Here is a 25,186-nt window from a genome sequence, read left to right as displayed (position 1 = left end):
TTGGAGAAATGATTTGATTTAGTATCAAGGAAGCGAGCAAGTACCTCTAGCATGATAAAATATTTTTTTCACAATGTTTTTATGTTATTTGTTGACATTCATTTTATAGGGGAGTAGAATAGAGTTATAAATAGATAAAATAATATATTGACCATAAAAAAGATTGATATAAACTCAAAAGGAGGTTAAAATCATGTCCCCATAAATTATTAAAATAAGGTCACTAGAGCGTTAAGGAATTTTGAAGAAAGGATTTTTGTCATGAAAAAATATATTACTTATGCAGCTTTATTACTTACTTCAGGAGCTTTGTTATCAACTACTTATGTAGTTAATGCAGAAACTACAACGTCTACCACTAAAGTGACTACATCACAAACAACTTCACAGTATACAAGCGAAAAAGAAGCAATTGATCAACTTGTTAAAGAAGGTAAAATTAAGGTTGAAGATGCAGAACAAGTTAAGTTGGTAGGATTTTCTCCTAGAGAATTAACGCAAGTAGAAGGCAATCAAGAAAAAATAGCATTTAATCAAAATAGAGATGGTAAAGGAACCTGGATGCAAACAGATGGCCGCTGGTGGTTCAAATATACTTCAGGTGGGTATGCTAAACATTGGGAATTGTTAGATGAGAAATGGTATTATTTTGATGATCAAGGTTGGATGAAATCAAATGAGTGGATTAACCCAGATGGTAATTGGTACTATCTTTCAAATGACGGTTCCATGCTAACTGATTACAATAGAGTTAATGGGAAACCTTATTTCTTCAGACCTAACGGTGTTTGCGTAGAAAATAAGGGTCAGGCAATTGCTGAATATGCAGAAACCTTTATAGGTTCATTACCTTATCAATATGGAGCAGCTACATTAAATAAGAGTATCGGTGCTGATTGTTCTGGATTCACTCAAGCAATTCATGCCTGCTTTGATATTTATATTAGGAGAACTTCTTACGAGCAAGCTGTAGGTGGAAGTTATGTATCTCATGGTAGTGAAGAAATTGGTGATTTAATGTTTTATAGTTATAATAAAACAAACGATCATGTAGGTATTTATGTCGGAAATGGCCGAATTGTGAATGAACCTGATGAAAAACAAATGGCGTCATATGCTAACTCATCTGCTATGCCATATTCAGTCAGTAGAAGATATTGGGAATAAGGTCTTTATTTCATATCTTTAAGAGTGCTATAAAAAATATGATTAAACTAACTCTATCTCTCAGTTTCAATTCGTGGAGGAAATGGCTATGAAAAAATCTAAATTACTCACACTTGGTTTGCTTGTAGGTGCTGGTCTACTTTTATCTATCAACCAAGCACAGGCTGCAGATACTTGGGTTAAAAATGGTGCTGACTGGAATCTTTCTCAAGATGGCAGTCTTGCTAAAAATAAATGGGTACAAAATGCTGGTTATTGGTACCACTTTGACGGTTCTGGAAAAATGCAGACAGGCTGGCTCAAAGACGGTAACAATTGGTATTCGCTCGCAGATAGTGGCGCCATGCGTACTGGCTGGTACAAGGAAGGCAATACCTGGTATTCACTCGCGGATAGTGGCGCTATGCGCACTGGTTGGTACAAAGAAGGGTCTACATGGTATTACCTCAAAGACAGTGGCGCTATGGCAACAGGATGGACTACTGAAAATGGTCAATGGTCTTACTTTGAAAACTCAGGTGCTATGGTTGCAGACAGAGCTGTTCCAGCCAGCGATGGAGAAAGTTATGTCATTGGTAAGGATGGCTATCTGTTAACCAAACTCCCAAGTCAGGTTGAACAATCTCAAGCGGATGATACAATTATCACAAATATTGTTACTTTGTCTGATGGTTATGATTATCACCTTATTTATACAAAAGATGGAGTCATTGTTGAAAAGAATGCCTGGTACATCAAACCAGAGTTTAAAAAGTTTTCTGATAAATATGGAGATAAAGTTTCCAATACGATGTTGGCTTTAACAGATAATAAAGATCAAGGACAGGAAATTGATCCTAAAGCTGTTATAAAGAATTTCCAAAACTTACCAAACAGGTATTACTTTGGGGCAGATGGTCGTCGAGTAACAAATTTACCAGAAATGACTACCTATTCAGAGATTAAAAAAATTGGAAATGATGTCTATCTAGAAAATCCAGGTGCACGACTTTTTCTTGGAGCTACCAGCTTCACAATCAATAATAATAAACTATATTACTTAGATGGTGCTAATGACAAACTCAAAACAGGTTATTTTGCATTGATTGATGATAGACCAAGCTATCATCACTATCATATTCTTGTTTATGCAGACCAATCTGGTGAAATTCTTAAAATGAAACGATTGCCAACAGGAATTTCAGATTATCTTAATAAAGAAATTGACGGTTTCTACGATCAAACTGTTAAAATCGATAGTAGGACAGGAAATGTTTCTGTTGTGAAATAAGACGTCTGACAGAGTAAAACGAAAAAGCGAACAGCTTTGTATACTAGGAAGTCATGTTCATTTCGCTATAGAATAGGAGAAAATGGCTATGAAAAAATCTAAACTTCTTACACTTGGTTTGCTTGCAGGTGCTGGTCTGCTTTTGTCTATCAATCAAGCACAGGCTGCAGATACTTGGGTTAAAAATGGTGCTGACTGGAATCTTTCTCAAGATGGAAGCCTCGCTAAGGATAAATGGGTACAAAATGCTGGTTCTTGGTATCACTTCGACAGCACTGGTAACATGCAGACAGGCTGGCTCAAAGACGGAAATACATGGTATTCGCTCGCAGATAGTGGCGCTATGCGTACTGGCTGGTACAAGGAAGGTAGCACATGGTATTCGCTCGCAGATAGTGGCGCCATGCGTACAGGTTGGTACAAAGAAGGGTCTACATGGTATTACCTCAAAGGCAGTGGCGCTATGGCAACAGGATGGGCGACTGCAAATGGTGAATGGTCTTACTTTGAAAAATCAGGTGCTATGGTCGCAGACAGAGCTGTTCCAGCCAGCGATGGAGAAAGTTATATCATTGGTAAGGATGGCTATATGTTGACTTTAAAAAATAGCCCTTATAAAAATGATGATATTGTCCGTTTAGGTGATGGATATGAGTATCTGATTACATCAAAATTTGACGGAAATAACTTTACTGATGTTATCGTGGCTAAAAACACTTGGTATATCAAACCTGAGTTCAAGAAGTTTTCCGACAAATACGGGGATGAGGTTGCAAATACTACCTTAGCTTTAGTGGATAATAAAGAAGAAGGACAAGAAATTGATCCTAAAGCTGTTATTCGTAATTTCCAAAATCTACCAGGTCGATATTACTTTGGAGCAGATGGTCGTAGAGTATTACCACTTCCAGAGATGACAACTAGATCAGAAATCAAAAAAGTTGGCAATGATCTTTATCTAGAAGACCCAGGTGTACGACTTCGATTTGATAACTTCACAATCAATAACAATAAACTATACTATTTAGATAATGGACAAGGTAAGCTCAAAACAGGTTACTTTGTATTGATTGATGACGGTATGGCTACAACCCTCCATCACTTACTTGTATATGCAGACCAATCTGGTGAGGTTCTTAAGATGAAACGCTTGCCATCAAGATTTTCAGATTATTTTGACAAAGAAATCGATGGTTTCTATGGTCAAAAAATTAAGATTACACAGCCAAATAAGTATGAATATTACAAGGTTCTTGTGGTTAAATAATACAAAACGAATCGCCTAATGAGGGATGTGTGGGCGATTCGTTTTTTACTGTAATCAGCCATTATTAAACATCTTTTATAAGATTATATTCGAAACCTAAAGAAAACTAAGAAGAAACCATACTTCCAGCATGATTGAAAAGCGCAGTCATTACTTGAAAAAAGTCGCTCGTTTATGTTATAATAGACTGTATTTAAAAAATTTTAAGGAGAAATGACAGAATGTCTGTATCATTTGAAAACAAAGAAACAAACCGTGGTGTCTTGACTTTCACTATCTCTCAAGACCAAATCAAACCAGAATTGGATCGTGTCTTCAACTCAGTGAAGAAATCTCTTAATGTTCCAGGTTTCCGTAAAGGTCACCTTCCACGCCCTATCTTCGACAAAAAGTTTGGTGAAGAATCACTTTACCAAGACGTTATGAACGCTCTTTTGCCAAATGCTTATGAAGCAGCTGTAAAAGAAGCTGGTCTTGAAGTGGTTGCTCAACCAAAAATTGACGTGACTTCAATGGAAAAAGGTCAAGACTGGGTTATCACAGCTGAAGTCGTGACAAAACCTGAAGTTAAATTGGGTGACTACAAAAACCTTGAAGTATCAGTAGATGTAGAAAAAGAAGTAACTGACGCTGACGTTGAAGAGCGTATCGAACGCGAACGCAACAACTTGGCTGAATTGGTTATCAAAGAAGCTGCTGCTGAAAACGGCGACACTGTTGTTATCGACTTCCTTGGTTCTATCGACGGTGTTGAATTTGACGGTGGAAAAGGTGAAAACTTCTCACTTGGACTTGGTTCAGGTCAATTCATCCCTGGTTTCGAAGACCAATTGGTAGGTCACTCAGCTGGCGAAACTGTTGATGTAGTTGTAACATTCCCAGAAGACTACCAAGCAGAAGACCTTGCAGGTAAAGAAGCTAAATTCGTAACAACTATCCACGAAGTAAAAGCTAAAGAAGTTCCAGCTCTTGACGATGAACTTGCAAAAGACATCGACGAAGAAGTTGAAACACTTGCTGAATTGAAAGAAAAATACCGCAAGGAATTGGCTGCTGCTAAAGAAGAAGCTTACAAAGATGCAGTAGAAGGTGCAGCAATTGATAAAGCTGTAGAAAACGCTGAAATCGTAGAACTTCCAGAAGAAATGATTCACGAAGAAGTTCATCGCTCAGTAAACGAATTCCTTGGAAACTTGCAACGTCAAGGTATCAACCCTGACATGTACTTCCAAATCACTGGAACTACTCAAGAAGACCTTCACAACCAATACCAAGCAGAAGCTGAGTCACGTACTAAGACTAACCTTGTTATCGAAGCAGTTGCCAAAGCTGAAGGATTTGATGCTTCAGAAGAAGAAATCCAAAAAGAAGTTGAGCAATTGGCAACAGACTACAACATGGAAGTTGCACAAGTACAAAGCTTGCTTTCAGCTGATATGTTGAAACACGATATCACAATCAAAAAAGCTGTTGAATTGATTACAAGCACAGCAACAGTTAAATAATCTTAATAAACAAAAAGCCCACCTGATTAGGTGGGTTTTCTGATACATTATTTTCCAAAAATCTCTTTGAGGTCTGCGTCTGTAATCCCAATCATGGCCGGGATGCTGTCCCAGTTTTCTTCGGTTAGGATGTAGGATTGTTTAGAGGTACTTGATGTGGCTGTTTCAGAGACAGCTGGTTGCTTTTCTTCAACATTCTCCAATAAATCACTGAAGCGTTCAATCAGATAGGTTTTTCGAGCAGTTCCGATGTGCTGAGTAGCATAATCGAAGGCCTGTAATTCGCCTAGTAAGATAAGCTTGCTTTTGGCGCGTGTAATGGCTGTATAGATGAGATTGCGCTCCAGCATACGCCTACTAGCACTGGTAATCGGTAGGATGACAACAGGGAACTCACTTCCCTGGGACTTATGGATACTCATGGCATAGGCCAGGCGAATTTTGTACCATTCGTTACGTGGGTAAGAGACCTCGTTGCCATCAAAATCAATGACAATCTCGTCTTGTTTCGACTCGGTGTATTTACCAGGAATCAGGTCTGTGATAGCTCCTAAATCTCCATTAAAGACATTGATTTCAGCATCGTTGACCAAGTGAATGACCTTGTCGCCCTTACGATAGTGACACTGGGGAGCTTCAAAACTGAGTTGGTCTTTTTGTGGTGGGTTGAGCAGGTCTTGCATGAGCTGGTTGATGGCATCAATCCCTGCTGTCCCTCGGTACATGGGAGCCAGAACCTGAATATCACGGGCAGGGATACCACTTCTGAGGGCGGCACCTAAGATTTTCTCAATCGTAGCTGGAATATGACCACTAGCAATTTCAAAGTAGGAGCGGTCTGCTTTTTTCTGGGTAAAATCAGATGGTAAGATGCCCTGTCGAATCTGACTAGCTAGGGTGACGATGGTTGATTCTTCGCTTTGCCGGTAAATTTTTTCCAAGCGAGTCTGAGGAATCAAAGGAATATGAAGCAGATCCGCTAGAACCTGTCCAGGACTGACAGAAGGCAACTGGTCGCTGTCACCTACGATGAGGATTTTACTGTTAGAAGAGATGTTGGAGAAGAGTTGATTGGCCAGCCAAGTATCCACCATGGAGAATTCATCTACGATAATAAAGTCGGCATCCAGATAATCTTCCAAATGACTGGTATCATCGTCGCCTGTCATTCCCAAGTGGCGGTGTATGGTCGCGCTTGGCAAGCCTGTCAATTCATTCATGCGCCGAGCAGCTCGACCAGTTGGAGCGGCAAGAAGAATGGGCAGGTTGCTTTTTTTCCTGAGGTCAAGACCTTCTAAAAGTGCGTAAACAGCGATAATCCCATTGATAACCGTTGTCTTACCAGTACCTGGTCCACCTGTCAGAATAAAGACCTTGTTCTGGATAGCATCACAGATAGCTTGTTTTTGAATGTTATCATACTCAATCTCCAGATCTTCTTCGACAGTAGCGATATGTTTTTGAATGGTTTCTAAATCCTGACTCTTCTGTTTTCCTTTTTCAAGGATACGAACCAAGTGACTGCGGATGCCTTCCTCAGCGAAAAAGAGGCTGTTATCAAAGATTTTGGTATCAATCTGCTGAACCTTGTCTTCTTCGATCAGGTAGGAGAGTTCTTGGGCTACTTGGCTGGGGTCCAGTTCCACGGGGCGGGAAGACTCAAGGAGAGTAAGGGTTTGTTCTAGCAAATTCCGTGCTTCAACATAGGTATCCCCTGTTTCCATACAGGCCTGAAAAAGACTGTGAACTAGACCAGCACGGAAGCGTTCAGGAGCCTGACTTTCGATGCCTAGTTCTTCCGCTAATTGGTCAGCAATGGTAAATCCCAAACCCTTAATATCCTCAACCAGTTGGTAGGGATAATTTTCAACCACATCAAGGGTTTCTTCCTTGTAAAAGTCTTGAATCTGGAAGGCTAATTTATTGGGAATACCGTAGTTGGCCAGTTTGGCCAAAACCATCTCGGTTCCGTAGTTGAGACGGAGAGTGGAGACGAAAGCCTCGCGATTTTTGGCAGATAGTCCTGCGATGCCTTCTAACTTTTCTGGGTGTTGCAAAATTTCGTCAATGGTATTGTCGCCATAGGTGTCCACTATTTTCTGAGCTGTCTTGAGACCAATTCCCTTGAAATGGCTACTTGAAAAGTACTTGACCAAGCCCTTGCTAGTTGGTTTTGCGCGTTCATATCGGCTGATTTGCAGTTGTTCCCCATATTTGGAGTGCTGGACAATTTGTCCCCAAAAAGTATAGTCTTCTCCCTCAATCACATCAGCCATGGTGCCCGTGATAATGATTTCAAAATCATCAAAGCTTTCTGCGTCTGTATCGTCGATTTCTAGGAGAAGGATACGATAAAAATTGCTGGGATTTTCAAAAATAATCCGTTCAATGGTTCCTGAAAAATAAACTTCCATAAAATTCCTTTGCATAGATAGGTGAGAGCTGGGGTTGTTTCTATCCTAGTTAGACTGGGTAGTGAATAATCATCTTCTCACGATAGAAGAAGAGGCTGAGATTCTTGATTCTCGGCCTCTTCGATTTCTTAAAATGTTCCGATACGGGTGATTGGCCAGAAGCGGAATTTAGCTTCCCCTGTGATATCTTTTGCTTTAAAAGTACCTACGTGACGACTGTCACTAGAAACCAGGCGGTCGTCTCCGAGGAGAAGGTATTCTCCTTCTGGGACAGTAAAGATGAAGTTGGTATTGTAGTTGACATCAACTGTGAAGGCTTGGGCTTTTTGAGCGATACTTCTAAAGAAAGTTCCTTTATTTCCTTCAAAACCCTTGCCTGAATAGGTGCTTTGGAGTTTGTCATCCTTGAAACGTTTGATGTAGTCAGCTAGATAAGGTTCATCTGTCTCTTTGTCATTGATGTAAAGTTTATCGTTCTCGTAACGGATGGTGTCGCCAGGCATTCCGATAACACGTTTGACGATGTCCTTATTGCCATCTTCCTCATGGGCCACCACGATATCAAAACGGTCAATAGGGAGGTGCTTAACGACAAAGAGGATTTCGCCATCCGCTAGGGTAGGATCCATGGAATGCCCTTCTACGCGGACATTACTCCAAAAAAAGATACGGCTCAAAGCTAGTAATGACAGAATCAGGAGGAACAATCCCCACTCTTTTAAGAAATTTTTAAATGAATTCATAACTTACCTTTCTAAGCGTTTTTTCGCTTTTTCAGTATTTTTAAAGTGCAGTTTGGCGCAGAAGTTAAGTCCCTGCATACCATAGGCTTGTAAAATCTGGCTAGCCACCTTGTCAGAAGCCGTTCCAGCCCCACTTGGGAGTTGATAACCCAGTTCTCGTCCCAGATTTTCAAGATTTTCCAGAAAGAGATCACGCGCAATGATAGAAGAAACTGCGACAGCCAAGTATTTGCCCTCAGCCTTTTCTTCTAAGCTGATAGGATTGCTGAAACGATTGGCCTCTTGTGCCAAGTACTTGTCATAATTTTTAGCACTAGTAAAGGCATCAATCACAATTTTCTCAGGCTGAATGCCTTTTTGAAGAAGGAGATAGATAGCCTGGTTATGGAGGGCTACCTTAACCGAAACAGCATTGTAGCGGTCTCCGATGACCTCGTTGTACTTGCTTGGTGAGAGAAGCAATGCCTGGTGCTGGATTTTTTCTTTGAGAATAGGGGCAATCTGACGGATCTTTTGGTCGGTCAGTGTCTTGGAATCCCCCACACCGAGTTTTCGCAAGAAGTCATGCTGGTCAGGTGTGACAAAGGAAGCCACAACTGCAAGCCCACCAAAGTAGGAACCATTTCCCACCTCATCTGTCCCAATCAAAGGGAGATTTTGTCCGCTGGTTTCCTTTACAACTTGATAGCCAAAGAAACTAGCATATTTCTCAGCTCCTTCGCCCTGAAGCAAGACCTTTCCAGAAGTATAGATAGAAGCCGTTGCCTGAGGCAGTCTCAAAAAGTAGCGGATATAGGGATTCTTACTGGGAGCCAGACTGGTTTGATAGTGTTCAAGAAAAGCCTGAATCTCCTTTTCGCTTGGTGTGAGTGTTATACTTGCCATAGTTTCTATTGTACCATAAAAGCAGGAAAATTTGTAAAAACTGACAAAATTAGCGAATTTTGGTATAATATCGTGAGGTGAATTTTATGGCAAATCTAAATCGATTCAAATTTACATTCGGGAAAAAATCATTAACCTTGACAAGCGAGCATGATAACCTTTTTATGGAGGAAATCGCCAAGGTTGCGACAGAAAAATACCAAGCGATTAAAGAACAAATGCCTAGCGCAGATGATGAAACAATCGCTCTTTTGTTGGCAGTCAACTGTTTATCAACTCAGCTCAGCCGTGAGATTGAATTTGACGATAAGGAGCAAGAGCTAGAAGAACTGCGCCACAAGCTTGTAACTTGTAAGCAAGAACAGAGCAAGATTGAGGACTCCTTATGATTTCACTCCTTCTTCTATTGGTCTTGGCTTGGGGATTTTATATCGGCTATCGGAGAGGTCTGCTCTTACAAGTTTATTACCTGATTTCAGCCATGGCATCGGCTTTTATGGCTGGCCAGTTTTACAAGGGGCTTGGAGAGCAATTCCATTTATTGCTCCCTTATGCAAATCCGCAGGAAGGTCAGGGAACTTTCTTTTTCCCATCGGATCAACTCTTTCAATTGGATAAGGTCTTTTATGCAGGTATCGGCTACTTGCTTGTATTTGGGATTGTCTATAGCATCGGTCGTTTGCTTGGTCTCCTCTTACACTTGATCCCTAGTAAAAAACTGGGTGGTAAGTTGTTCCAAGTTTCAGCAGGGATCTTGTCCATGTTGGTGACCTTATTTGTCTTGCAAATGGCCTTGACCATCTTGGCGACCATCCCCATGGCAGCTATACAAAATCCTCTTGAAAAGAGTATCGTTGCAAAACATATCATCCAGAGCATACCAGTAACAACCAGTTGGCTCAAACAAATCTGGGTGACAAATTTAATCGGATAAAAAGGGCAGGAAATTTCCTAGCCCTTTGTTTACAGATTTGACTGAATGTAAAAAGTTACTACACATAATACTCAATGAAAATCAAAGAGCAAACTAGGAAGCTAGCCGCAGGCTGTACTTGAGTACGGTAAGGCGACGCTGACGTGGTTTGAATTTGATTTTCGAAGAGTATAGACATTCAAAGACAAGGAAATAACGATGAATAAGAAAATATTAGAAACATTAGAGTTCAATAAGGTCAAGGCTTTGTTTGAACCCCATTTGTTGACCGAGCAGGGCTTGGAGCAATTGAGACAGCTGGCTCCGACTGCCAAAGCAGATAAAATCAAACAGGCTTTTGCTGAGATGAAGGAAATGCAGGCTCTTTTCGTTGAGCAACCGCATTTTACCATTCTCGCAACTAAGGAAATTGCAGGAGTTTGCAAGCGGTTGGAGATGGGAGCAGACCTCAATATTGAGGAGTTCCTACTCTTGAAGCGCGTGCTTCTGTCTAGCCGAGAGCTGCAAAGTTTTTATGCCAATCTGGAAAATGTCAGCTTGGAAGAATTAGCCCTTTGGTTTGAGAAATTACATGATTTTCCGCAATTACAAGGAAATCTCCAAGCCTTTAATGATGCAGGTTTCATTGAAAATTTTGCCAGTGAAGAATTGGCGCGCATCCGCAGAAAAATCCATGATAGCGAGAGTCAGGTACGCGATGTTTTACAGGACCTGCTCAAGCAAAAAGCGCAGATGTTGACAGAAGGGATCGTTGCCAGTAGAAATGGCCGTCAGGTTTTACCAGTCAAAAACACCTACCGCAATAAGATCGCAGGTGTCGTTCATGATATTTCTGCTAGTGGAAATACCGTCTACATCGAACCCCGTGAGGTGGTCAAACTGAGCGAAGAAATTGCCAGTTTACGAGCAGATGAGCGCTATGAAATGCTTCGCATTCTCCAAGAAATCTCGGAGCGTGTCCGCCCTCATGCGGCTGAGATTGCCAATGATGCTTGGATTATCGGCCATCTGGACTTGATTCGTGCCAAGGTCCGCTTTATCCAAGAAAGGCAAGCAGTCGTACCTCAGCTATCAGAAAATCAGGAGATTCAACTGCTCCATGTCTGCCATCCTTTGGTCAAAAATGCCGTCGCAAATGATGTCCATTTTGGTCAAGATTTAACAGCCATTGTTATTACAGGTCCCAATACAGGCGGAAAGACCATCATGCTCAAAACCCTCGGCTTGACACAGGTGATGGCCCAGTCTGGTTTGCCGATTTTAGCAGACAAGGGAAGTCGTGTTGGTATTTTTGAAGAAATCTTTGCCGATATTGGAGATGAGCAGTCTATTGAGCAGAGCTTGTCTACCTTCTCTAGTCACATGACCAATATCGTGGATATTCTTGGCAAGGTTAACCAACATTCACTCTTACTCTTGGATGAGTTGGGGGCTGGTACAGATCCCCAAGAGGGAGCTGCCCTTGCCATGGCTATTCTGGAGGACCTTCGCCTGCGTCAGGTCAAGACCATGGCGACCACCCACTATCCAGAACTCAAGGCCTACGGTATTGAGACAGCCTTTGTGCAAAATGCCAGCATGGAGTTTGATACTGCAACTCTTCGCCCAACCTATCGCTTTATGCAGGGTGTTCCTGGCCGAAGCAATGCCTTTGAGATTGCCAAACGTCTAGGCCTATCTGAAGTTATCGTAGGAGATGCCAGTCAGCAGGTCGATCAGGACAATGATGTCAACCGGATTATTGAGCAACTGGAAGAGCAGACGCTAGAGAGCCGCAAACGCTTGGATAATATCCGTGAGGTGGAGCAAGAAAATCTCAAGATGAACCGTGCTCTCAAAAAACTCTACAACGAGCTCAATCGTGAAAAGGAAACCGAGCTTAATAAGGCGCGTGAACAGGCTGCTGAGATTGTGGACATGGCTCTCAGTGAAAGTGACCAGATTCTTAAGAATCTTCATAGTAAATCTCAACTCAAACCCCATGAAATCATTGAAGCCAAGGCCAAGTTGAAAAAATTGGCTCCTGAAAAAGTGGACTTGTCAAAAAATAAGGTTCTTCAAAAGGCCAAGAAAAAACGTGCTCCAAAGGTGGGAGATGATATCGTTGTTCTCAGTTATGGCCAGCGTGGTACCTTGACCAGTCAACTCAAGGACGGCCGCTGGGAAGCCCAAGTTGGCTTGATTAAGATGACCTTGGAAGAGAAAGAGTTTGACCTTGTTCAAGCCCAGCAAGAAAAGCAAGTCAAGAAGAAACAGGTCAATGTTGTGAAACGAACTTCTGGTCGTGGTCCACAAGCCAGACTGGATCTTCGAGGCAAGCGCTATGAAGAAGCCATGAATGAGCTAGATGCCTTTATCGACCAAGCCTTGCTTAACAATATGGCTCAAGTTGATATCATCCATGGTATCGGAACTGGTGTCATCCGTGAAGGAGTCACTAAATATCTACAAAGAAACAAGCATGTCAAGAGTTTCGGCTATGCCCCACAAAATGCTGGAGGCAGTGGTGCGACTATTGTGACCTTTAAAGGATAGCAGTATTCTGGACTTTATAAAGTAAAAACTGTTGAACTAATTTTTACTAATAAACACATTGACAAAAGCCAACATTTTTTGTAAAATAAGAATCAATTAAATACCAACACCGAATGAAGTTTAATAGAAGTGGGGAATCGTTTGATTTTCCATGACTGTAAATGGACGGAACTCTGGAGAGACCGTAAAGGCACCGAAGGGGCAAGGCAGGCAACTGCTCAAACTCTCAGGTAAAAGGACAGAGCTAGGATAGACCGCTTTTTAGCATTTATCTAAGCATTCCAGAGTACATGTATCTTGCATGTGCTCTTTCTTTTGGGGTTGAAAAGATAGGAGAAGGAAATGTTAGAATTGCTTAAATCAATCGATGCTTTTGCTTGGGGACCGCCCCTCTTGATTTTATTGGTCGGAACAGGGATTTACCTAACTATTCGGCTAGGGCTCTTGCAGGTTTTGCGTCTGCCCAAGGCCTTTCAGCTTATTTTTATCCAGGATAAGGGACATGGTGATGTATCCAGTTTTGCAGCTCTGTGTACAGCCTTGGCATCAACCGTTGGAACAGGGAATATTATAGGAGTTGCGACGGCTATCAAGGTTGGTGGACCAGGAGCCCTCTTTTGGATGTGGATGGCGGCTTTCTTTGGAATGGCTACCAAGTATGCGGAAGGACTCTTGGCCATCAAATACCGTACCAAGGACGACCATGGTGAAGTAGCGGGAGGTCCCATGCACTATATTCTTCTAGGAATGGGAGAAAAGTGGCGACCACTTGCTGTTTTGTTTGCAGTAGCAGGAGTACTGGTTGCTCTCTTGGGAATCGGAACCTTCACCCAAGTCAACTCGATTACAGAATCTATCCAAAATACAACGACGATTTCACCAGCCATCACAGCTCTCGTCTTATCTGTTTTTGTAGCGATTGCAGTCTTTGGCGGACTCAAGTCCATTTCAAAGGTTTCAACTACTGTTGTTCCTTTTATGGCTATCATTTATATTTTAGGAACTCTTACAGTTATTTTCTTTAATATTGGGAAAATCCCTGCCACAATCGCTTTAGTCTTTACCTCAGCTTTTAGTCCCCTTGCTGCGGTAAGTGGATTTGCTGGTGCTAGCGTTCGGATGGCTATTCAAAATGGTGTGGCGCGTGGTGTGTTCTCAAATGAATCTGGTCTGGGTTCTGCTCCTATTGCAGCGGCTGCGGCTAAGACAAATGAACCAGTAGAGCAAGGTTTGATTTCCATGACAGGAACCTTTATTGACACCCTCATTATCTGTACTCTGACTGGTTTGACCATCTTGGTAACTGGTGTTTGGAGTGGTGACTTGAATGGGGTTGCCTTGACTCAGTCAGCTTTCTCAACAGTCTTTTCACACTTTGGGCCTGCCCTCCTGACCATCTTCCTTGTACTCTTTGCCTTCACGACGATTCTAGGTTGGAACTATTACGGAGAACGCTGTTTCGAGTTTCTCTTTGGGGTTCGTTTTATCTGGCTCTACCGTGTGATCTTTGTGCTCATGGTCTTGTTGGGAGGATTTATCGAGTTGGATATGGTCTGGATTATCGCAGATATTGTTAATGCCTTGATGGCTCTGCCAAACTTGATTGCCCTCTTAGTCTTGTCGCCAGTCGTTATTGTTGAGACTAAAAAGTATTTTGACAAATAATGAAATCACACAGCTCGTGTGATTTTTTTGCCTATAAATGATTTTTATCAAGCTGATATATAATATATATTATGCAAGTGATTGGAAGTGTGATAAACTAATATACAACGAAAATCTTATGAGAGAATAAAGCTTTATCTTAGATAAACTTAGGAATCAGGATTTTATAAGATTTTCCAATAATATTAGTGTCAATAACAAGAAAAGAGGTATCTTATGACAACATTTACCATCCATACAGTAGAATCAGCACCAGCAGAAGTGAAAGAAGTTCTTGAAACAGTAGAAAAAGATAACAATGGCTATATTCCCAACCTAATCGGTCTCTTGGCTAATGCACCGACTGCTTTAGAAGCCTACCGAACTGTCGCATCTATCAATCGTCGCAACAGCCTGACACCCGTTGAGCGTGAAGTGGTTCAAATCACGGCAGCCGTGACAAATGGTTGTGCCTTCTGTGTCGCAGGTCATACAGCCTTTTCAATTAAACAAATCCAGATGAACGATGACCTTCTACAAGCCCTTCGCAATCGTACTCCAATTGAAACAGATCCTAAATTGGACACCCTAGCTAAGTTTACCTTGGCGGTTATCAATACCAAGGGTCGTGTAGGAGATGAAGCCCTATCTGAATTTTTAGAAGCCGGCTACACCCAACAAAATGCCTTGGATGTGGTTCTTGGTGTCAGCCTAGCGAGCCTCTGTAACTATGCCAATAATCTAGCTAATACCCCAATTAACCCAGAATTGCAACCTTATGCCTAATTCATATCTGAGTAAAATGAAGTCTGAAATAATCGGACTTCATTTTTTATCCCCTCATTTAAGCGCTTTTATGCTATACTGAAACTAACATGATTATTGGAGGTTAGGATGAAAAAACTCCCCTTAGTATTTTCTGGTTGTTTGCTAGGTTTAGCAGGAGCTGGGAATCTCGTTTTAGATACGTTGCCGGTTCTGTCCCATCTGTTGAGTCTGACAGGTTTGATTTTGTGGATTTACTTTCTGATTCTTCATCTCTTTAATTGGAAGGAAACCAAGCAAGAATTGACCAAGCCCCCTCTTTTATCAGGGATGGCAACCTTTCCCATGGCTGGGATGATTTTATCAACTTATGTCTTTCGCGTATTCCCTCATCTTCCTTTGGTAGCGCAAGGGCTCTGGTGGTTTTCATTTCTCTTGGACTTGGCCTTGATTGCTGATTTCACCATCAAGTTTGCCTGTCCAGGTCGTAGGGTTCATGCGACTCCTAGCTGGACGGTTCTCTATGTGGGGATAGCGGTGGCTGCCTTGACCTATCCTCTGGTAGGTATCATCGAAATTGCCTATGCGACCTTGAGTTTTGGTTTTCTCTTGACCTTCTATCTCTATCCCCTTATTTATAGCGATTTAAAGAAACATCCACTCCCACTAGCCTTGCTTGGACAAGAAGGAATCTATTGCGCTCCCTTCTCTCTACTCTTGGCTTCTCTAGTTCGAGTTGGAGGAGAGAGTCTACCAACTTGGCTCTTAATCGTTATGATTTTGGCTTCTCAATCCTTCTTTTTCTTTGTTTTGAGTCGCTTGCCCAACATTTTAAAACAAGGTTTTCAACCAGCCTTCTCAGCCCTCACCTTCCCAACCATTATCACAGCTACCTCGCTCAAGATGGCTCAGGGACTCTTGAAACTTCCATTTTTGGATTATTTGGTAGTGGTTGAAACTGTTATTTGCCTAATCATTTTGCTCTTTGTATTAGGTGCTTATTTGATTTGGTTACGAAAAAAGGTCTAGCTAGAAATAGCTAAACCTTATTTTTTATGGTTTGATGACTTCAGCTCCACCCATGTATGGACGAAGAACTTCTGGGATGGTCACAGAACCATCTTCATTTTGGTAGTTTTCAAGAATAGCAGCCACTGTACGTCCAACTGCAAGTCCAGAACCGTTCAAGGTGTGAAGCAATTTCACCTTGCCATCTGCTTCATCACGGTAACGGATTTGGGCACGACGGGCTTGGAAATCTTCTGTGTTTGAACAGCTTGAGATTTCACGGTAAGTATTTTGGGCTGGAATCCACACTTCCAAGTCGTAAGTTTTAGCAGCTGAGAAGCCCATATCTCCAGTAGAGAGAGCAACGACACGGTATGGAAGGTTAAGTTTTTGAAGAATGTTTTCAGCGTTGGCTGTCATTTTTTCCAATTCTTCGTAAGATTCTTCTGGTTTGGCAAATTTAACCATTTCAACCTTGTGGAATTGGTGCAAACGAATCAAGCCACGAGTATCACGGCCAGCTGAACCAGCTTCAGAACGGAATGATGGGCTCATAGCAGTGAAGTAGATTGGCAGGTCTTTACCGTCAAGGATTTCATCGCGGTAATAGTTTGTCAAAGGCACTTCAGCTGTAGGAATAAGGACATAATTAGTGTCTTTCAATTCAAAAGTATCTTCCTTGAATTTTGGATATTGACCAGTCCCAAACATAGAATCGTGGTTAACCATGTAAGGTGTGATAACTTCTGTATAGCCTTCTTTTCCATGTTCATCCAACATAAAGTTGTAGATGGCACGTTCCAAACGAGCGCCGAGGCCTTTATAGAAGAGGAAGCGAGCGCCTGTTACCTTACCACCGCGTTCCCAATCAAGGATACCAAGGTCTTCACCAAGATCCCAGTGAGCTTTAGGCTCGAAATCGAACTCGCGTGGAGTACCCCAACGGCGAACTTCCACATTGTCATCTTCGTCAGCCCCAACAGGAACGCTGTCAGCTGGGATGTTTGGAAGAGTAGTAGTAAATTCTGTCAATTTAGCATCGATTTCTGCCAATTCAGCATCCAAGGCTTTGACTTCAGCAGATAGAGTTTGCATGGCAGCAATCTTGTCATCTGCATTTTCCTTGTTGCGTTTGGCTTGGGCAATCTCAGCAGAAACTGTGTTTCGTTCTGCTTTGAGAGTTTCAACCTTGACCAAGATGTCACGACGTTTGGCATCGATTTCTTTCATCTCATTCAAGACAGCAGCATCTACACCACGTGTAGCCAATTTTTCTGCGACAGCATCAAAGTCTGTACGAATACGTTTGATATCTAACATAAGAACTCCTTTATGAAAAAAGCACACCTGACAAAGCGTTGGAGTGGCAGGGCCACGGTTCCATCCAACTTCACAGGTGTGCACTTGATTGTGTATGTAATTGTTACTAACGGTAGAATTTCACCTATCCCTCCTATCTGCTCGCAGCACCCGCAGACTTTCTGAAAGAAGAAGATAACCTACTTATCCGTTGCTATGATTATACTAAAGTTTCTACTTTTTTGCAAATAGATTTTTAAATTTTTGGCTAATTGTCTGAATCAGGGTAGGAAGTTTGACGACCTTGTCATTGCCCAGTTTTTCGCGAGCAATTTTAAGAATGGCACCTGAGTCTTTTGAAGCAAAGAGGAATTTTCCTCTGTCTGTAAAGACTTCGAAGTGGCGACTGATTTTGCGACCAGTGACATTGGCTCCAATCTGGTTGATATGGCTCCAAGGAATCTGGATAAATTGTTCGACATTGACATCTGGGTAAAATTCCAGAGCCTGATCTCCGACAAGAAATTTCCCAACTTTCCCAGCTATAGAGAGGTAGGAGGTACCTGTTGTATTGAGAAGCACTGTTTTGTTAAGAGATTGGGCCATGGTTAGTCTTCCTTACTTTCACCGAAAAAGGCATTGTAGAGGGCTTTGATTGCTGCTTTCTCTTGGTCTTTATTGACAACAAACATGATAGAAACTTCACTAGAACCTTGAGACATCATCTGGATATTGATCTTGTTTTCAGATAGAGCGCGTGTTGCAGTAGCAGTTACTCCGATATGACTCTTCATCTTTTCACCAACAATCATAATGATTGAAAGGTCGTGTTCGATTTCTGCATGATCTACTTCAGCCTTTTGAACCAACTGACGAAGGATTTCTTCTTCCTTGATAGGAGTTAGTTCACGAGAACGAAGGATGATTGAAAGATCGTCGATGCCTGTTGGCATATGTTCCCAACCGATGTTAAGATCTTCAAGGATTTGCAGAACCTTGCGACCAAATCCAACCTCACGGTTCATGAGGTATTTCGACATATTAATGCTGACAAAGCCTGAGTCACCAGCAATTCCCACAACTGGAAATTCATCACTACTGTGTTTTAGAACGATACGAGTACCTGGATGGTCAGGGTTGTTGGTATTCTTGATAACCAGAGGAATTTTTCCACGGTAGGCAGGAAGAAGCGCTTCGTCATGAAGGACTGAGAATCCTGCATAGGCCAACTCACGCATTTCACGGTAGGTTAACTCAGGGATTGAGTGTGGTTGGTGAATAATACCAGGGTGGGCTGCAAAGATACCATCAACGTCTGTAAAGTTTTCATAGAGGTCTGCCTTAACACCGGCAGCAATGATAGAACCTGTAATGTCTGATCCTCCACGTGAGAAGGTACAGATTTGATTTTCCTTGGTAACTCCAAAGAAACCAGGAATGACAAGGACTTCATTTGTATTTGTCAATTCTTCAATCTTGTCATAACTTGATGGAATGATGCGAGCGTGACCAGGCTCACTTGTGACCACAATACCAGCTTCTCTAGGGTGCACATAGCGTGCATCAATCCCGTTTTGATTAAAGTAGGCAGCAATCAATTTAGCATTGTTATTTTCACCGGCTGCTAGGAAAGTATCGTAGAGAAATTCATTTTCTTCGATAGGAAGAGTGGCTAAGGCACGAATGCTTTTGGAAATTTTTTCTAGCACAGCTGGTTTAAGACCTAGTTCACTAACCATCGCAGCATAGCGGTCGATAATCCAGTTTTGGCTCTTGCTAATATCGTTACCAGCAACATAGTCGCGGTAGTATTTAATCAAGGCATCCGTAACCTTAGTATCTTCAGCATTGCGTTTACCAGGCGCAGAAACGACTACAAAACGACGCTCTGGATCGCTTTTAACGATGTTTAAAACTTTTTCTAATTGACTAGCAGAGGCAAGAGAGCTACCTCCAAATTTAACAACTTTCATAAGAACTCCTAAAGTAAGTATTTTATACGATTATAGCAGAAAGAAAGCCTTTTTTCAATGAAGAAAATAAGATGCTTTCTAGCCTAAAACGATGCTTTCTAATCGGCTGAGACACTTTCAGTCAATTTTTTCTTGCTTTCTGTTCCTAAAAAAGATATATTTTGAAAATAAAATAATTTAATTTTCAATGAAAATCAAAGGGCAAACTAGGAAGCTAGCCGCAGACTGCTCAAAGCACTGCTTTGAGGTTGTAAATAAGACTGATGAAGTCAGCTCAAAACACTGTTTTGAGGTTGTGGATAGAACTGACGAAGTCAGTAACCATACCTACGGCAAGGCGAAGCTGACGTGGTTTGAAGAGATTTTCGAAGAGTATAAACTGCTTATAAAAATAAAAAGGAGTCCTAATGGAACACATTATTTATCAGCTTGAAGAGGACTTGGCAATCCTTACCTTGAACCGTCCTGAAGTTGCAAATGGCTTTCATATTCCTATGTGTGAAGAAATTTTAGAAGCCTTGACTCTGGCAGAAGAAAATTCAGCTGTGCATTTTATCTTAATCAATGCCAATGGCAAAGTCTTTTCAGTTGGAGGAGATTTGGTAGAGATGAAGCGGGCAGTGGATGAGGATGATATTCCATCATTGACAAAAATCGCAGAGTTGGTCAATGCTATTTCTTATAAAATCAAGCAAATAGCCAAACCTGTTTTAATGGAAGTTGACGGTGCTGTTGCAGGTGCCGCAGCGAATATGGCTGTTGCGGCAGATTTCTGTTTGGCGACGGATAAGGCTAAGTTTATTCAAGCCTTTGTTGGCGTTGGCTTGGCTCCAGATGCTGGTGGGATTGATCTCTTGAGCCGTAGTATCGGTGTGACGCGTGCTGCCCAACTAGCTATGACAGGTGAGGCTTTGAACGCAGAAAAAGCCCTAGAATGGGGACTAGTTTACCGCGTTTCTGAAGTTGATAAACTTGAAAAGACGAGAGAACAGCTTCTTAAAAAATTAAGACGTGGTTCAAGTAATTCCTATGCAGCCATTAAGAAGTTGGTTTGGGAGAGCCAATTTAAAGACTGGCAGGATTACGCTACTTTAGAACTGAACTTACAGGAATCCTTAGCTCAAACAGAGGATTTCAAAGAAGGAGTGCGAGCTCATTCGGAGAGAAGACGGCCTAAATTTACAGGAAAATAAAAAAATACTTGCATCATTCTTTGAACTTTGATATAATTCTCTTGTCAAATGTTTTGATTGTAAAAGTTTTTTTGAGAAGGAGGGAAAGAAAGATTGGACTACCAACGAATTAATGAATATTTAACATCTATATTTAACAATGTCCTTGTCATTGAGGAAGTGAGCTTGAGAGGTAGTCGTTTCAAGGATATCTCCATCAAAGAAATGCATACGATTGATGTGATTGGGAAATTCCCAGACGTGACACCAAGTCAAGTGTCAAAAGAGTTGATGGTGACTCTTGGGACAGTTACGACTAGTTTGAATAATCTCGAACGCAAGGGTTACATTGAACGCATTCGCTCAGAGCAGGATCGTCGTGTGGTGCATCTACATTTGACAAAGAAGGGTCGCTTGATTCATAGGCTGCATAAACGCTTCCACAAGGCCATGGTTGAAAAAATCATTGATGGTATGAGTAAGGAAGAAATTGATGTTATGAGCAAAGGTTTGACCAATCTTTATCAATTTTTGGAGGATTTGAAATAATGGCTTTTGCAAAAATAAGCCAGGTTGCTCATTATGTGCCAGAGCAAGTGGTTACAAATCACGACTTGGCTCAGATTATGGATACCAATGATGAGTGGATTTCAAGTCGGACGGGAATACGACAAAGGCATATTTCAAGAACAGAATCTACCAGTGATTTGGCTACAGAGGTTGCTAAGAAACTGATGACAAAAGCAGGAATCACAGGGGAGGAGTTGGATTTTATCATCCTAGCTACCATTACTCCAGATTCGATGATGCCCTCTACAGCTGCTCGTGTTCAAGCTAATATTGGTGCAAAAAAAGCTTTTGCTTTTGACCTAACAGCTGCTTGCAGTGGATTTGTATTTGCTCTTTCAACTGCTGAAAAGTTTATCGCTTCTGGTCGCTTTCAAAAAGGCTTGGTGATTGGTAGTGAAACCCTCTCTAAAGCAGTCGATTGGTCGGACCGATCAACAGCTGTTTTGTTTGGAGATGGTGCTGGTGGCGTCTTGTTAGAAGCTAGCGATAAGCAACATTTCCTAGCGGAGAGTCTCAATAGTGATGGAAGTCGCAGCGAGTGTCTGACCTATGGACACTCAGGTCTACATTCACCATTTTCAGATCAAGAAAGTGTAGATTCATTTTTGAAGATGGATGGACGCGCAGTCTTTGATTTTGCCATTCGGGATGTAGCCAAGTCTATCAAGCAGACTATTGATGAATCTCCTATAGAGGCGACAGACTTGGATTATCTGCTACTTCATCAGGCTAATGACCGTATTTTGGATAAAATGGCTAGAAAAATTGGTGTCGACCGAGATAAACTTCCAGCCAATATGATGGAATATGGCAATACCAGTGCAGCCAGTATCCCGATTTTACTTTCAGAGTGTGTAGAACAAGGTCTCATCCATTTAGATGGTAGCCAGACTGTTCTTCTATCCGGCTTCGGTGGAGGCTTGACCTGGGGCACGCTCATTCTTACAATTTAGGTAATCATGTGGTGAACACATTGTTATAAAAACTATTTATTTTAAAGGAGTCCTATCATGGCAGTATTTGAAAAAGTACAAGAAATTATCGTTGAAGAACTTGGAAAAGACGCATCAGAAGTAACACTTGAATCAACTTTTGATGATTTGGACGCAGATTCATTGGACTTGTTCCAAGTAATCTCAGAAATCGAAGATGCTTTTGATATCCAGATCGAAGCAGAAGATGACTTGAAAACAGTTGGTGACTTGGTTGCCTACGTTGAAGAGCAAACAAAATAAGCAGAATATAAGATAGAAGGAGTAGGGGAACCCGCTCCCTCTTGTTTAGGCAATAGTTTGATTGTCAAATTATGACGGTATCGAACTATTACGTAAGCAAGAAACGATGGAGGCACTATGAAAACGCGTATTACAGAATTATTGAACATTGAGTATCCTATTTTCCAAGGAGGAATGGCTTGGGTTGCTGATGGTGATTTGGCAGGAGCTGTTTCCAAGGCTGGAGGACTAGGCATTATCGGTGGTGGGAATGCACCGAAAGAAGTCGTCAAGGCCAATATTGACAAGATCAAATCGTTGACGGATAAACCCTTCGGTGTCAACATCATGCTCTTGTCTCCTTTTGTGGAAGATATTGTAGACCTCGTTATCGAGGAAGGTGTTAAGGTAGTGACAACAGGTGCAGGAAATCCTGGTAAATACATGGAACGTTTCCATGAAGCGGGGATTACAGTTATTCCTGTTGTACCAAGCGTTGCCCTAGCTAAACGCATGGAAAAAATTGGTGCGGACGCTGTTATTGCAGAAGGAATGGAAGCTGGGGGACATATCGGTAAATTAACAACCATGACCTTGGTGCGTCAAGTGTCGGCAGCTGTATCTATCCCTGTTATTGCGGCAGGAGGGATTGCGGATGGTGAAGGTGCTGCGGCTGGCTTTATGCTAGGTGCAGAGGCTGTTCAGGTTGGAACTCGTTTTGTCGTTGCAAAAGAGTCTAATGCCCATCCAAATTACAAGGCCAAGATTTTAAAAGCTAGAGATATTGATACTACGATTTCAGCTCAACACTTTGGACATGCTGTTCGTGCAATTAAAAATCAGTTGACTCGTGATTTTGAAAAAGCTGAAAAAGATGCCTTTAAACAAGAAAATCCTGATTTGGAAATTTTTGAACAAATGGGAGCAGGTGCCCTAGCCAAAGCAGTTGTTCACGGTGATGTGGATGGTGGCTCTGTTATGGCAGGTCAAATCGCAGGCCTTGTTTCCAAAGAAGAAACCGTTGAAGAAATCCTAAAAGATTTGTACTATGGAGCAGCTAAGAAAATACAAGAAGAAGCCTCTCGTTGGGCAGGAGTTGTAAGAAATGACTAAAACAGCCTTTTTATTTGCTGGTCAAGGTGCCCAGTATCTAGGGATGGGACGGGATCTCTATGATCAGTATCCGATTGTCAAAGAAACGATTGATCAAGCCAGTCAGGTTCTTGGTTATGATTTGCGTCATCTCATCGATACAGAAGAAGAAAAACTCAATCAGACCCGCTATACGCAACCAGCTATTCTAGCGACTTCGGTTGCTATCTACCGTTTATTGCAAGAAAAGAGCTATCAGCCTGATATGGTTGCTGGTTTGTCCCTTGGAGAATATTCTGCCTTGGTGGCCAGTGGCGCCTTGGATTTTGAAGATGCGGTAGCCTTAATCGCTAAGCGTGGCGCCTATATGGAAGAAGCAGTTCCTGCTGGTTCTGGAAAGATGGTAGCAGTTCTCAATACGCCAGTAGAGGTCATTGAAGAAGCCTGTCAAAAAGCTTCTGAACTTGGAGTGGTTACTCCAGCCAACTATAATACACCTGCACAAATCGTGATTGGTGGAGAAGTGGTTGCAGTTGATCGAGCTGTCGAACTCTTGCAGGAATCAGGTGCTAAACGCTTGATTCCTCTCAAGGTTTCAGGGCCTTTTCATACCGCTCTCCTTGAGCCTGCTAGTCAGAAACTAGCTGAAACTCTAGCTCAGGTAAGTTTTTCAGATTTTACTTGTCCCCTAGTCGGCAATACAGAAGCTGCAGTTATGCAAAAAGAAGACATTGCTCAACTCTTGACGCGTCAGGTCAAGGAGCCAGTTCGTTTCTATGAAAGTATTGCAGTTATGCAAGAAGCAGGCGTAACCAACTTTATCGAGATTGGACCGGGGAAAGTCTTGTCAGGCTTTGTCAAAAAAATTGATAAGACAGCTAAACTAGCCAATGTTGAAGATCAGGCTAGTTTGGAAGCCTTGCTAGAAAACAAGTAATCCCTTCTCCCATAAATACAGGAGGAAACAGGAGAAAAGAATGCAACTAAAAAATAAAAATATCTTTGTTACAGGTTCGAGTCGTGGAATTGGTCTTGCCATCGCCCACAAGTTTGCTCAAGCAGGAGCCAACATTGTCTTAAACAGTCGTGGGTCTATCTCAGAAGAATTGCTCACTGAGTTTTCAGACTACGGTGTCAAGGTGGTTCCTATTTCAGGAGACGTGTCGGATTTTGCAGACGCTAAGCGTATGGTTGATCAAGCTATTGCAGAGCTGGGTTCAGTAGATGTTTTGGTCAACAATGCAGGGATTACCCAAGATACCCTGATGCTCAAGATGACAGAAGCGGATTTTGAAAAAGTGCTCAAGGTTAACTTGACTGGTGCCTTTAACATGACACAATCAGTCTTGAAACCGATGATGAAAGCCAGAGAAGGTGCTATCATTAACATGTCTAGTGTTGTTGGTTTGATGGGAAATATCGGTCAAGCTAACTATGCAGCTTCTAAGGCTGGTTTGATTGGTTTTACCAAGTCTGTGGCGCGTGAAGTGGCCAATCGCAATGTCAGAGTTAATGCTATTGCACCAGGAATGATTGAGTCCGATATGACAGCTGTTCTATCAGACAAGGTAAAAGATGCTATGCTGGCACAAATTCCTATGAAAGAATTTGGGCAGGCAGAACAGGTTGCAGATTTGACAGTATTTTTAGCAGGCCAAGATTATCTAACTGGTCAAGTGGTTGCCATTGATGGCGGCCTCAGTATGTAGCAGAAGCTAGAGGTAAAAAA

Annotated in this window: 24 protein-coding genes and 1 riboswitch; of the genes, 18 read left to right on the top strand and 6 right to left on the bottom strand. The window is 41.9% G+C overall.

Features of this window, described 5'->3' with window-relative positions:
* The first annotated feature begins 261 nt into the window (after positions 1-261).
* The 4 genes from HWX15_RS03325 (at position 262) to tig (ending at position 5,209) form a co-directional block, all read left to right on the top strand.
* Entirely contained in the window at positions 262-1,167 is a 906-nt protein-coding gene (locus HWX15_RS03325; protein WP_175880275.1) for a C40 family peptidase, read from the top strand.
* Between the two features lie 88 nt (positions 1,168-1,255).
* Positions 1,256-2,437, top strand: a complete 1,182-nt coding sequence (locus HWX15_RS03320) for an N-acetylmuramoyl-L-alanine amidase family protein (RefSeq protein ID WP_175880274.1) — start codon at positions 1,256-1,258, stop codon at positions 2,435-2,437.
* Positions 2,438-2,525: 88 nt separating this feature from the next.
* Complete coding sequence (locus tag HWX15_RS03315; RefSeq protein WP_175880273.1) at positions 2,526-3,704, top strand: PspC-like choline-binding domain-containing protein; 1,179 nt, start codon at positions 2,526-2,528, stop codon at positions 3,702-3,704.
* A gap of 221 nt (positions 3,705-3,925) precedes the next feature.
* Entirely contained in the window at positions 3,926-5,209 is a 1,284-nt protein-coding gene (gene tig / locus HWX15_RS03310; protein ID WP_175880272.1) for a trigger factor, read from the top strand.
* A 47-nt stretch (positions 5,210-5,256) separates the two neighbouring features.
* Here tig and recD2 read toward each other — a convergent pair whose 3' ends face one another.
* The 3 genes from recD2 to rnhC all read right to left on the bottom strand — a co-directional run bounded on the left by recD2 (position 5,257) and on the right by rnhC (position 9,251).
* On the bottom strand, positions 5,257-7,623 hold the full coding sequence (recD2, locus tag HWX15_RS03305; RefSeq protein ID WP_175880271.1) for an SF1B family DNA helicase RecD2: 2,367 nt from the start codon (positions 7,621-7,623) through the stop codon (positions 5,257-5,259).
* Positions 7,624-7,751: 128 nt separating this feature from the next.
* On the bottom strand, positions 7,752-8,366 hold the full coding sequence (lepB, locus tag HWX15_RS03300) for a signal peptidase I (protein WP_175880270.1): 615 nt from the start codon (positions 8,364-8,366) through the stop codon (positions 7,752-7,754).
* A 3-nt stretch (positions 8,367-8,369) separates the two neighbouring features.
* A complete protein-coding gene (gene rnhC / locus HWX15_RS03295) occupies positions 8,370-9,251 on the bottom strand; it encodes a ribonuclease HIII (RefSeq protein ID WP_175880269.1) in 882 nt (293 codons plus the stop codon).
* An 86-nt stretch (positions 9,252-9,337) separates the two neighbouring features.
* Between rnhC and zapA the strand changes: the two genes are divergently transcribed.
* The 6 genes from zapA to HWX15_RS03265 all read left to right on the top strand — a co-directional run bounded on the left by zapA (position 9,338) and on the right by HWX15_RS03265 (position 16,158).
* On the top strand, positions 9,338-9,640 hold the full coding sequence (gene zapA / locus HWX15_RS03290; RefSeq protein WP_000002019.1) for a cell division protein ZapA: 303 nt from the start codon (positions 9,338-9,340) through the stop codon (positions 9,638-9,640).
* Complete coding sequence (locus HWX15_RS03285; RefSeq protein WP_000624509.1) at positions 9,637-10,185, top strand: CvpA family protein; 549 nt, start codon at positions 9,637-9,639, stop codon at positions 10,183-10,185. Before zapA ends, HWX15_RS03285 begins: the two co-directional genes overlap by 4 nt.
* 198 nt (positions 10,186-10,383) lie before the next feature.
* Positions 10,384-12,720 carry an endonuclease MutS2 gene (locus tag HWX15_RS03280; protein WP_173214203.1) on the top strand — a complete coding sequence of 779 codons (2,337 nt, stop codon included), beginning with the start codon at positions 10,384-10,386 and terminating at the stop codon, positions 12,718-12,720.
* Between the two features lie 163 nt (positions 12,721-12,883).
* A riboswitch (glycine riboswitch) is annotated at positions 12,884-12,972 on the top strand.
* 90 nt (positions 12,973-13,062) lie between these two features.
* The gene (locus tag HWX15_RS03275) at positions 13,063-14,385 is read left to right on the top strand and encodes an alanine/glycine:cation symporter family protein (RefSeq protein ID WP_175880268.1); all 1,323 of its coding nucleotides are present in this window, start codon (positions 13,063-13,065) and stop codon (positions 14,383-14,385) included.
* A gap of 216 nt (positions 14,386-14,601) precedes the next feature.
* The gene (locus HWX15_RS03270; RefSeq protein WP_175880267.1) at positions 14,602-15,150 is read left to right on the top strand and encodes a carboxymuconolactone decarboxylase family protein; all 549 of its coding nucleotides are present in this window, start codon (positions 14,602-14,604) and stop codon (positions 15,148-15,150) included.
* A gap of 108 nt (positions 15,151-15,258) precedes the next feature.
* Positions 15,259-16,158 carry a TDT family transporter gene (locus tag HWX15_RS03265; protein WP_175880266.1) on the top strand — a complete coding sequence of 300 codons (900 nt, stop codon included), beginning with the start codon at positions 15,259-15,261 and terminating at the stop codon, positions 16,156-16,158.
* A gap of 24 nt (positions 16,159-16,182) precedes the next feature.
* Here HWX15_RS03265 and serS read toward each other — a convergent pair whose 3' ends face one another.
* From serS to HWX15_RS03250, 3 genes are all read right to left on the bottom strand, one after another.
* Positions 16,183-17,457, bottom strand: a complete 1,275-nt coding sequence (gene serS / locus HWX15_RS03260; protein ID WP_175880265.1) for a serine--tRNA ligase — start codon at positions 17,455-17,457, stop codon at positions 16,183-16,185.
* 213 nt (positions 17,458-17,670) lie between these two features.
* On the bottom strand, positions 17,671-18,042 hold the full coding sequence (locus HWX15_RS03255) for a DUF956 family protein (RefSeq protein WP_000079350.1): 372 nt from the start codon (positions 18,040-18,042) through the stop codon (positions 17,671-17,673).
* Positions 18,043-18,044: 2 nt separating this feature from the next.
* A complete protein-coding gene (locus HWX15_RS03250; protein ID WP_119919960.1) occupies positions 18,045-19,409 on the bottom strand; it encodes an aspartate kinase in 1,365 nt (454 codons plus the stop codon).
* A gap of 187 nt (positions 19,410-19,596) precedes the next feature.
* On the opposite strand from HWX15_RS03250, the gene HWX15_RS03245 reads away from it, so the two are divergent.
* The 8 genes from HWX15_RS03245 to fabG all read left to right on the top strand — a co-directional run bounded on the left by HWX15_RS03245 (position 19,597) and on the right by fabG (position 25,166).
* Positions 19,597-19,842, top strand: a complete 246-nt coding sequence (locus tag HWX15_RS03245) for a hypothetical protein (protein WP_173254662.1) — start codon at positions 19,597-19,599, stop codon at positions 19,840-19,842.
* The gene (locus tag HWX15_RS03240; RefSeq protein WP_175880264.1) at positions 19,817-20,602 is read left to right on the top strand and encodes an enoyl-CoA hydratase; all 786 of its coding nucleotides are present in this window, start codon (positions 19,817-19,819) and stop codon (positions 20,600-20,602) included. The genes HWX15_RS03245 and HWX15_RS03240 overlap by 26 nt, the downstream gene beginning before the upstream one ends.
* A 93-nt stretch (positions 20,603-20,695) precedes the next feature.
* On the top strand, positions 20,696-21,130 hold the full coding sequence (gene fabT, locus HWX15_RS03235; protein ID WP_175880263.1) for a fatty acid biosynthesis transcriptional regulator FabT: 435 nt from the start codon (positions 20,696-20,698) through the stop codon (positions 21,128-21,130).
* Entirely contained in the window at positions 21,130-22,104 is a 975-nt protein-coding gene (locus HWX15_RS03230) for a beta-ketoacyl-ACP synthase III (RefSeq protein WP_175880262.1), read from the top strand. The genes fabT and HWX15_RS03230 overlap by 1 nt, the downstream gene beginning before the upstream one ends.
* Before the next feature lie 57 nt (positions 22,105-22,161).
* Positions 22,162-22,386: an acyl carrier protein gene (locus tag HWX15_RS03225; protein ID WP_000257838.1), complete on the top strand. Its 225-nt coding sequence runs from the start codon at positions 22,162-22,164 to the stop codon at positions 22,384-22,386.
* Positions 22,387-22,503: 117 nt separating this feature from the next.
* Positions 22,504-23,478, top strand: coding sequence for an enoyl-[acyl-carrier-protein] reductase FabK (gene fabK, locus HWX15_RS03220; RefSeq protein WP_175880261.1), 975 nt, complete (start codon positions 22,504-22,506; stop codon positions 23,476-23,478).
* Positions 23,471-24,394, top strand: a complete 924-nt coding sequence (gene fabD, locus HWX15_RS03215; protein ID WP_175880260.1) for an ACP S-malonyltransferase — start codon at positions 23,471-23,473, stop codon at positions 24,392-24,394. Before fabK ends, fabD begins: the two co-directional genes overlap by 8 nt.
* Positions 24,395-24,434: 40 nt before the next feature.
* On the top strand, positions 24,435-25,166 hold the full coding sequence (gene fabG / locus HWX15_RS03210; protein ID WP_175880259.1) for a 3-oxoacyl-[acyl-carrier-protein] reductase: 732 nt from the start codon (positions 24,435-24,437) through the stop codon (positions 25,164-25,166).
* Positions 25,167-25,186: the final 20 nt, after the last annotated feature.

It is taken from the genome of Streptococcus thalassemiae (genome assembly GCF_903645285.1).
Lineage (GTDB): Bacteria > Bacillota > Bacilli > Lactobacillales > Streptococcaceae > Streptococcus > Streptococcus thalassemiae.
The sequence above is the reverse complement of the archived record's forward strand: the minus strand, read 5'-3'. Positions and strand labels throughout refer to the sequence as shown.

Bases quoted from the DNA above. Each gene is read 5' to 3' on its own strand.
- HWX15_RS03280 (WP_173214203.1), top strand. From the start codon at position 10,384: ATGAATAAGAAAATATTAGAAACATTAGAGTTCAATAAGGTCAAGGCT.
- tig (WP_175880272.1), top strand. From the start codon at position 3,926: ATGTCTGTATCATTTGAAAACAAAGAAACAAACCGTGGTGTCTTGACT.
- fabK (WP_175880261.1), top strand. From the start codon at position 22,504: ATGAAAACGCGTATTACAGAATTATTGAACATTGAGTATCCTATTTTC.
- HWX15_RS03270 (WP_175880267.1), top strand. From the start codon at position 14,602: ATGACAACATTTACCATCCATACAGTAGAATCAGCACCAGCAGAAGTG.
- serS (WP_175880265.1), bottom strand. From the start codon at position 17,457: ATGTTAGATATCAAACGTATTCGTACAGACTTTGATGCTGTCGCAGAA.
- HWX15_RS03265 (WP_175880266.1), top strand. From the start codon at position 15,259: ATGAAAAAACTCCCCTTAGTATTTTCTGGTTGTTTGCTAGGTTTAGCA.
- HWX15_RS03240 (WP_175880264.1), top strand. From the start codon at position 19,817: ATGGAACACATTATTTATCAGCTTGAAGAGGACTTGGCAATCCTTACC.
- HWX15_RS03315 (WP_175880273.1), top strand. From the start codon at position 2,526: ATGAAAAAATCTAAACTTCTTACACTTGGTTTGCTTGCAGGTGCTGGT.
- HWX15_RS03245 (WP_173254662.1), top strand. From the start codon at position 19,597: ATGAAAATCAAAGGGCAAACTAGGAAGCTAGCCGCAGACTGCTCAAAG.
- fabD (WP_175880260.1), top strand. From the start codon at position 23,471: ATGACTAAAACAGCCTTTTTATTTGCTGGTCAAGGTGCCCAGTATCTA.
- HWX15_RS03255 (WP_000079350.1), bottom strand. From the start codon at position 18,042: ATGGCCCAATCTCTTAACAAAACAGTGCTTCTCAATACAACAGGTACC.
- HWX15_RS03325 (WP_175880275.1), top strand. From the start codon at position 262: ATGAAAAAATATATTACTTATGCAGCTTTATTACTTACTTCAGGAGCT.
- rnhC (WP_175880269.1), bottom strand. From the start codon at position 9,251: ATGGCAAGTATAACACTCACACCAAGCGAAAAGGAGATTCAGGCTTTT.
- zapA (WP_000002019.1), top strand. From the start codon at position 9,338: ATGGCAAATCTAAATCGATTCAAATTTACATTCGGGAAAAAATCATTA.
- HWX15_RS03230 (WP_175880262.1), top strand. From the start codon at position 21,130: ATGGCTTTTGCAAAAATAAGCCAGGTTGCTCATTATGTGCCAGAGCAA.
- fabG (WP_175880259.1), top strand. From the start codon at position 24,435: ATGCAACTAAAAAATAAAAATATCTTTGTTACAGGTTCGAGTCGTGGA.
- recD2 (WP_175880271.1), bottom strand. From the start codon at position 7,623: ATGGAAGTTTATTTTTCAGGAACCATTGAACGGATTATTTTTGAAAAT.
- lepB (WP_175880270.1), bottom strand. From the start codon at position 8,366: ATGAATTCATTTAAAAATTTCTTAAAAGAGTGGGGATTGTTCCTCCTG.
- HWX15_RS03250 (WP_119919960.1), bottom strand. From the start codon at position 19,409: ATGAAAGTTGTTAAATTTGGAGGTAGCTCTCTTGCCTCTGCTAGTCAA.
- HWX15_RS03285 (WP_000624509.1), top strand. From the start codon at position 9,637: ATGATTTCACTCCTTCTTCTATTGGTCTTGGCTTGGGGATTTTATATC.
- HWX15_RS03275 (WP_175880268.1), top strand. From the start codon at position 13,063: ATGTTAGAATTGCTTAAATCAATCGATGCTTTTGCTTGGGGACCGCCC.
- HWX15_RS03225 (WP_000257838.1), top strand. From the start codon at position 22,162: ATGGCAGTATTTGAAAAAGTACAAGAAATTATCGTTGAAGAACTTGGA.
- HWX15_RS03320 (WP_175880274.1), top strand. From the start codon at position 1,256: ATGAAAAAATCTAAATTACTCACACTTGGTTTGCTTGTAGGTGCTGGT.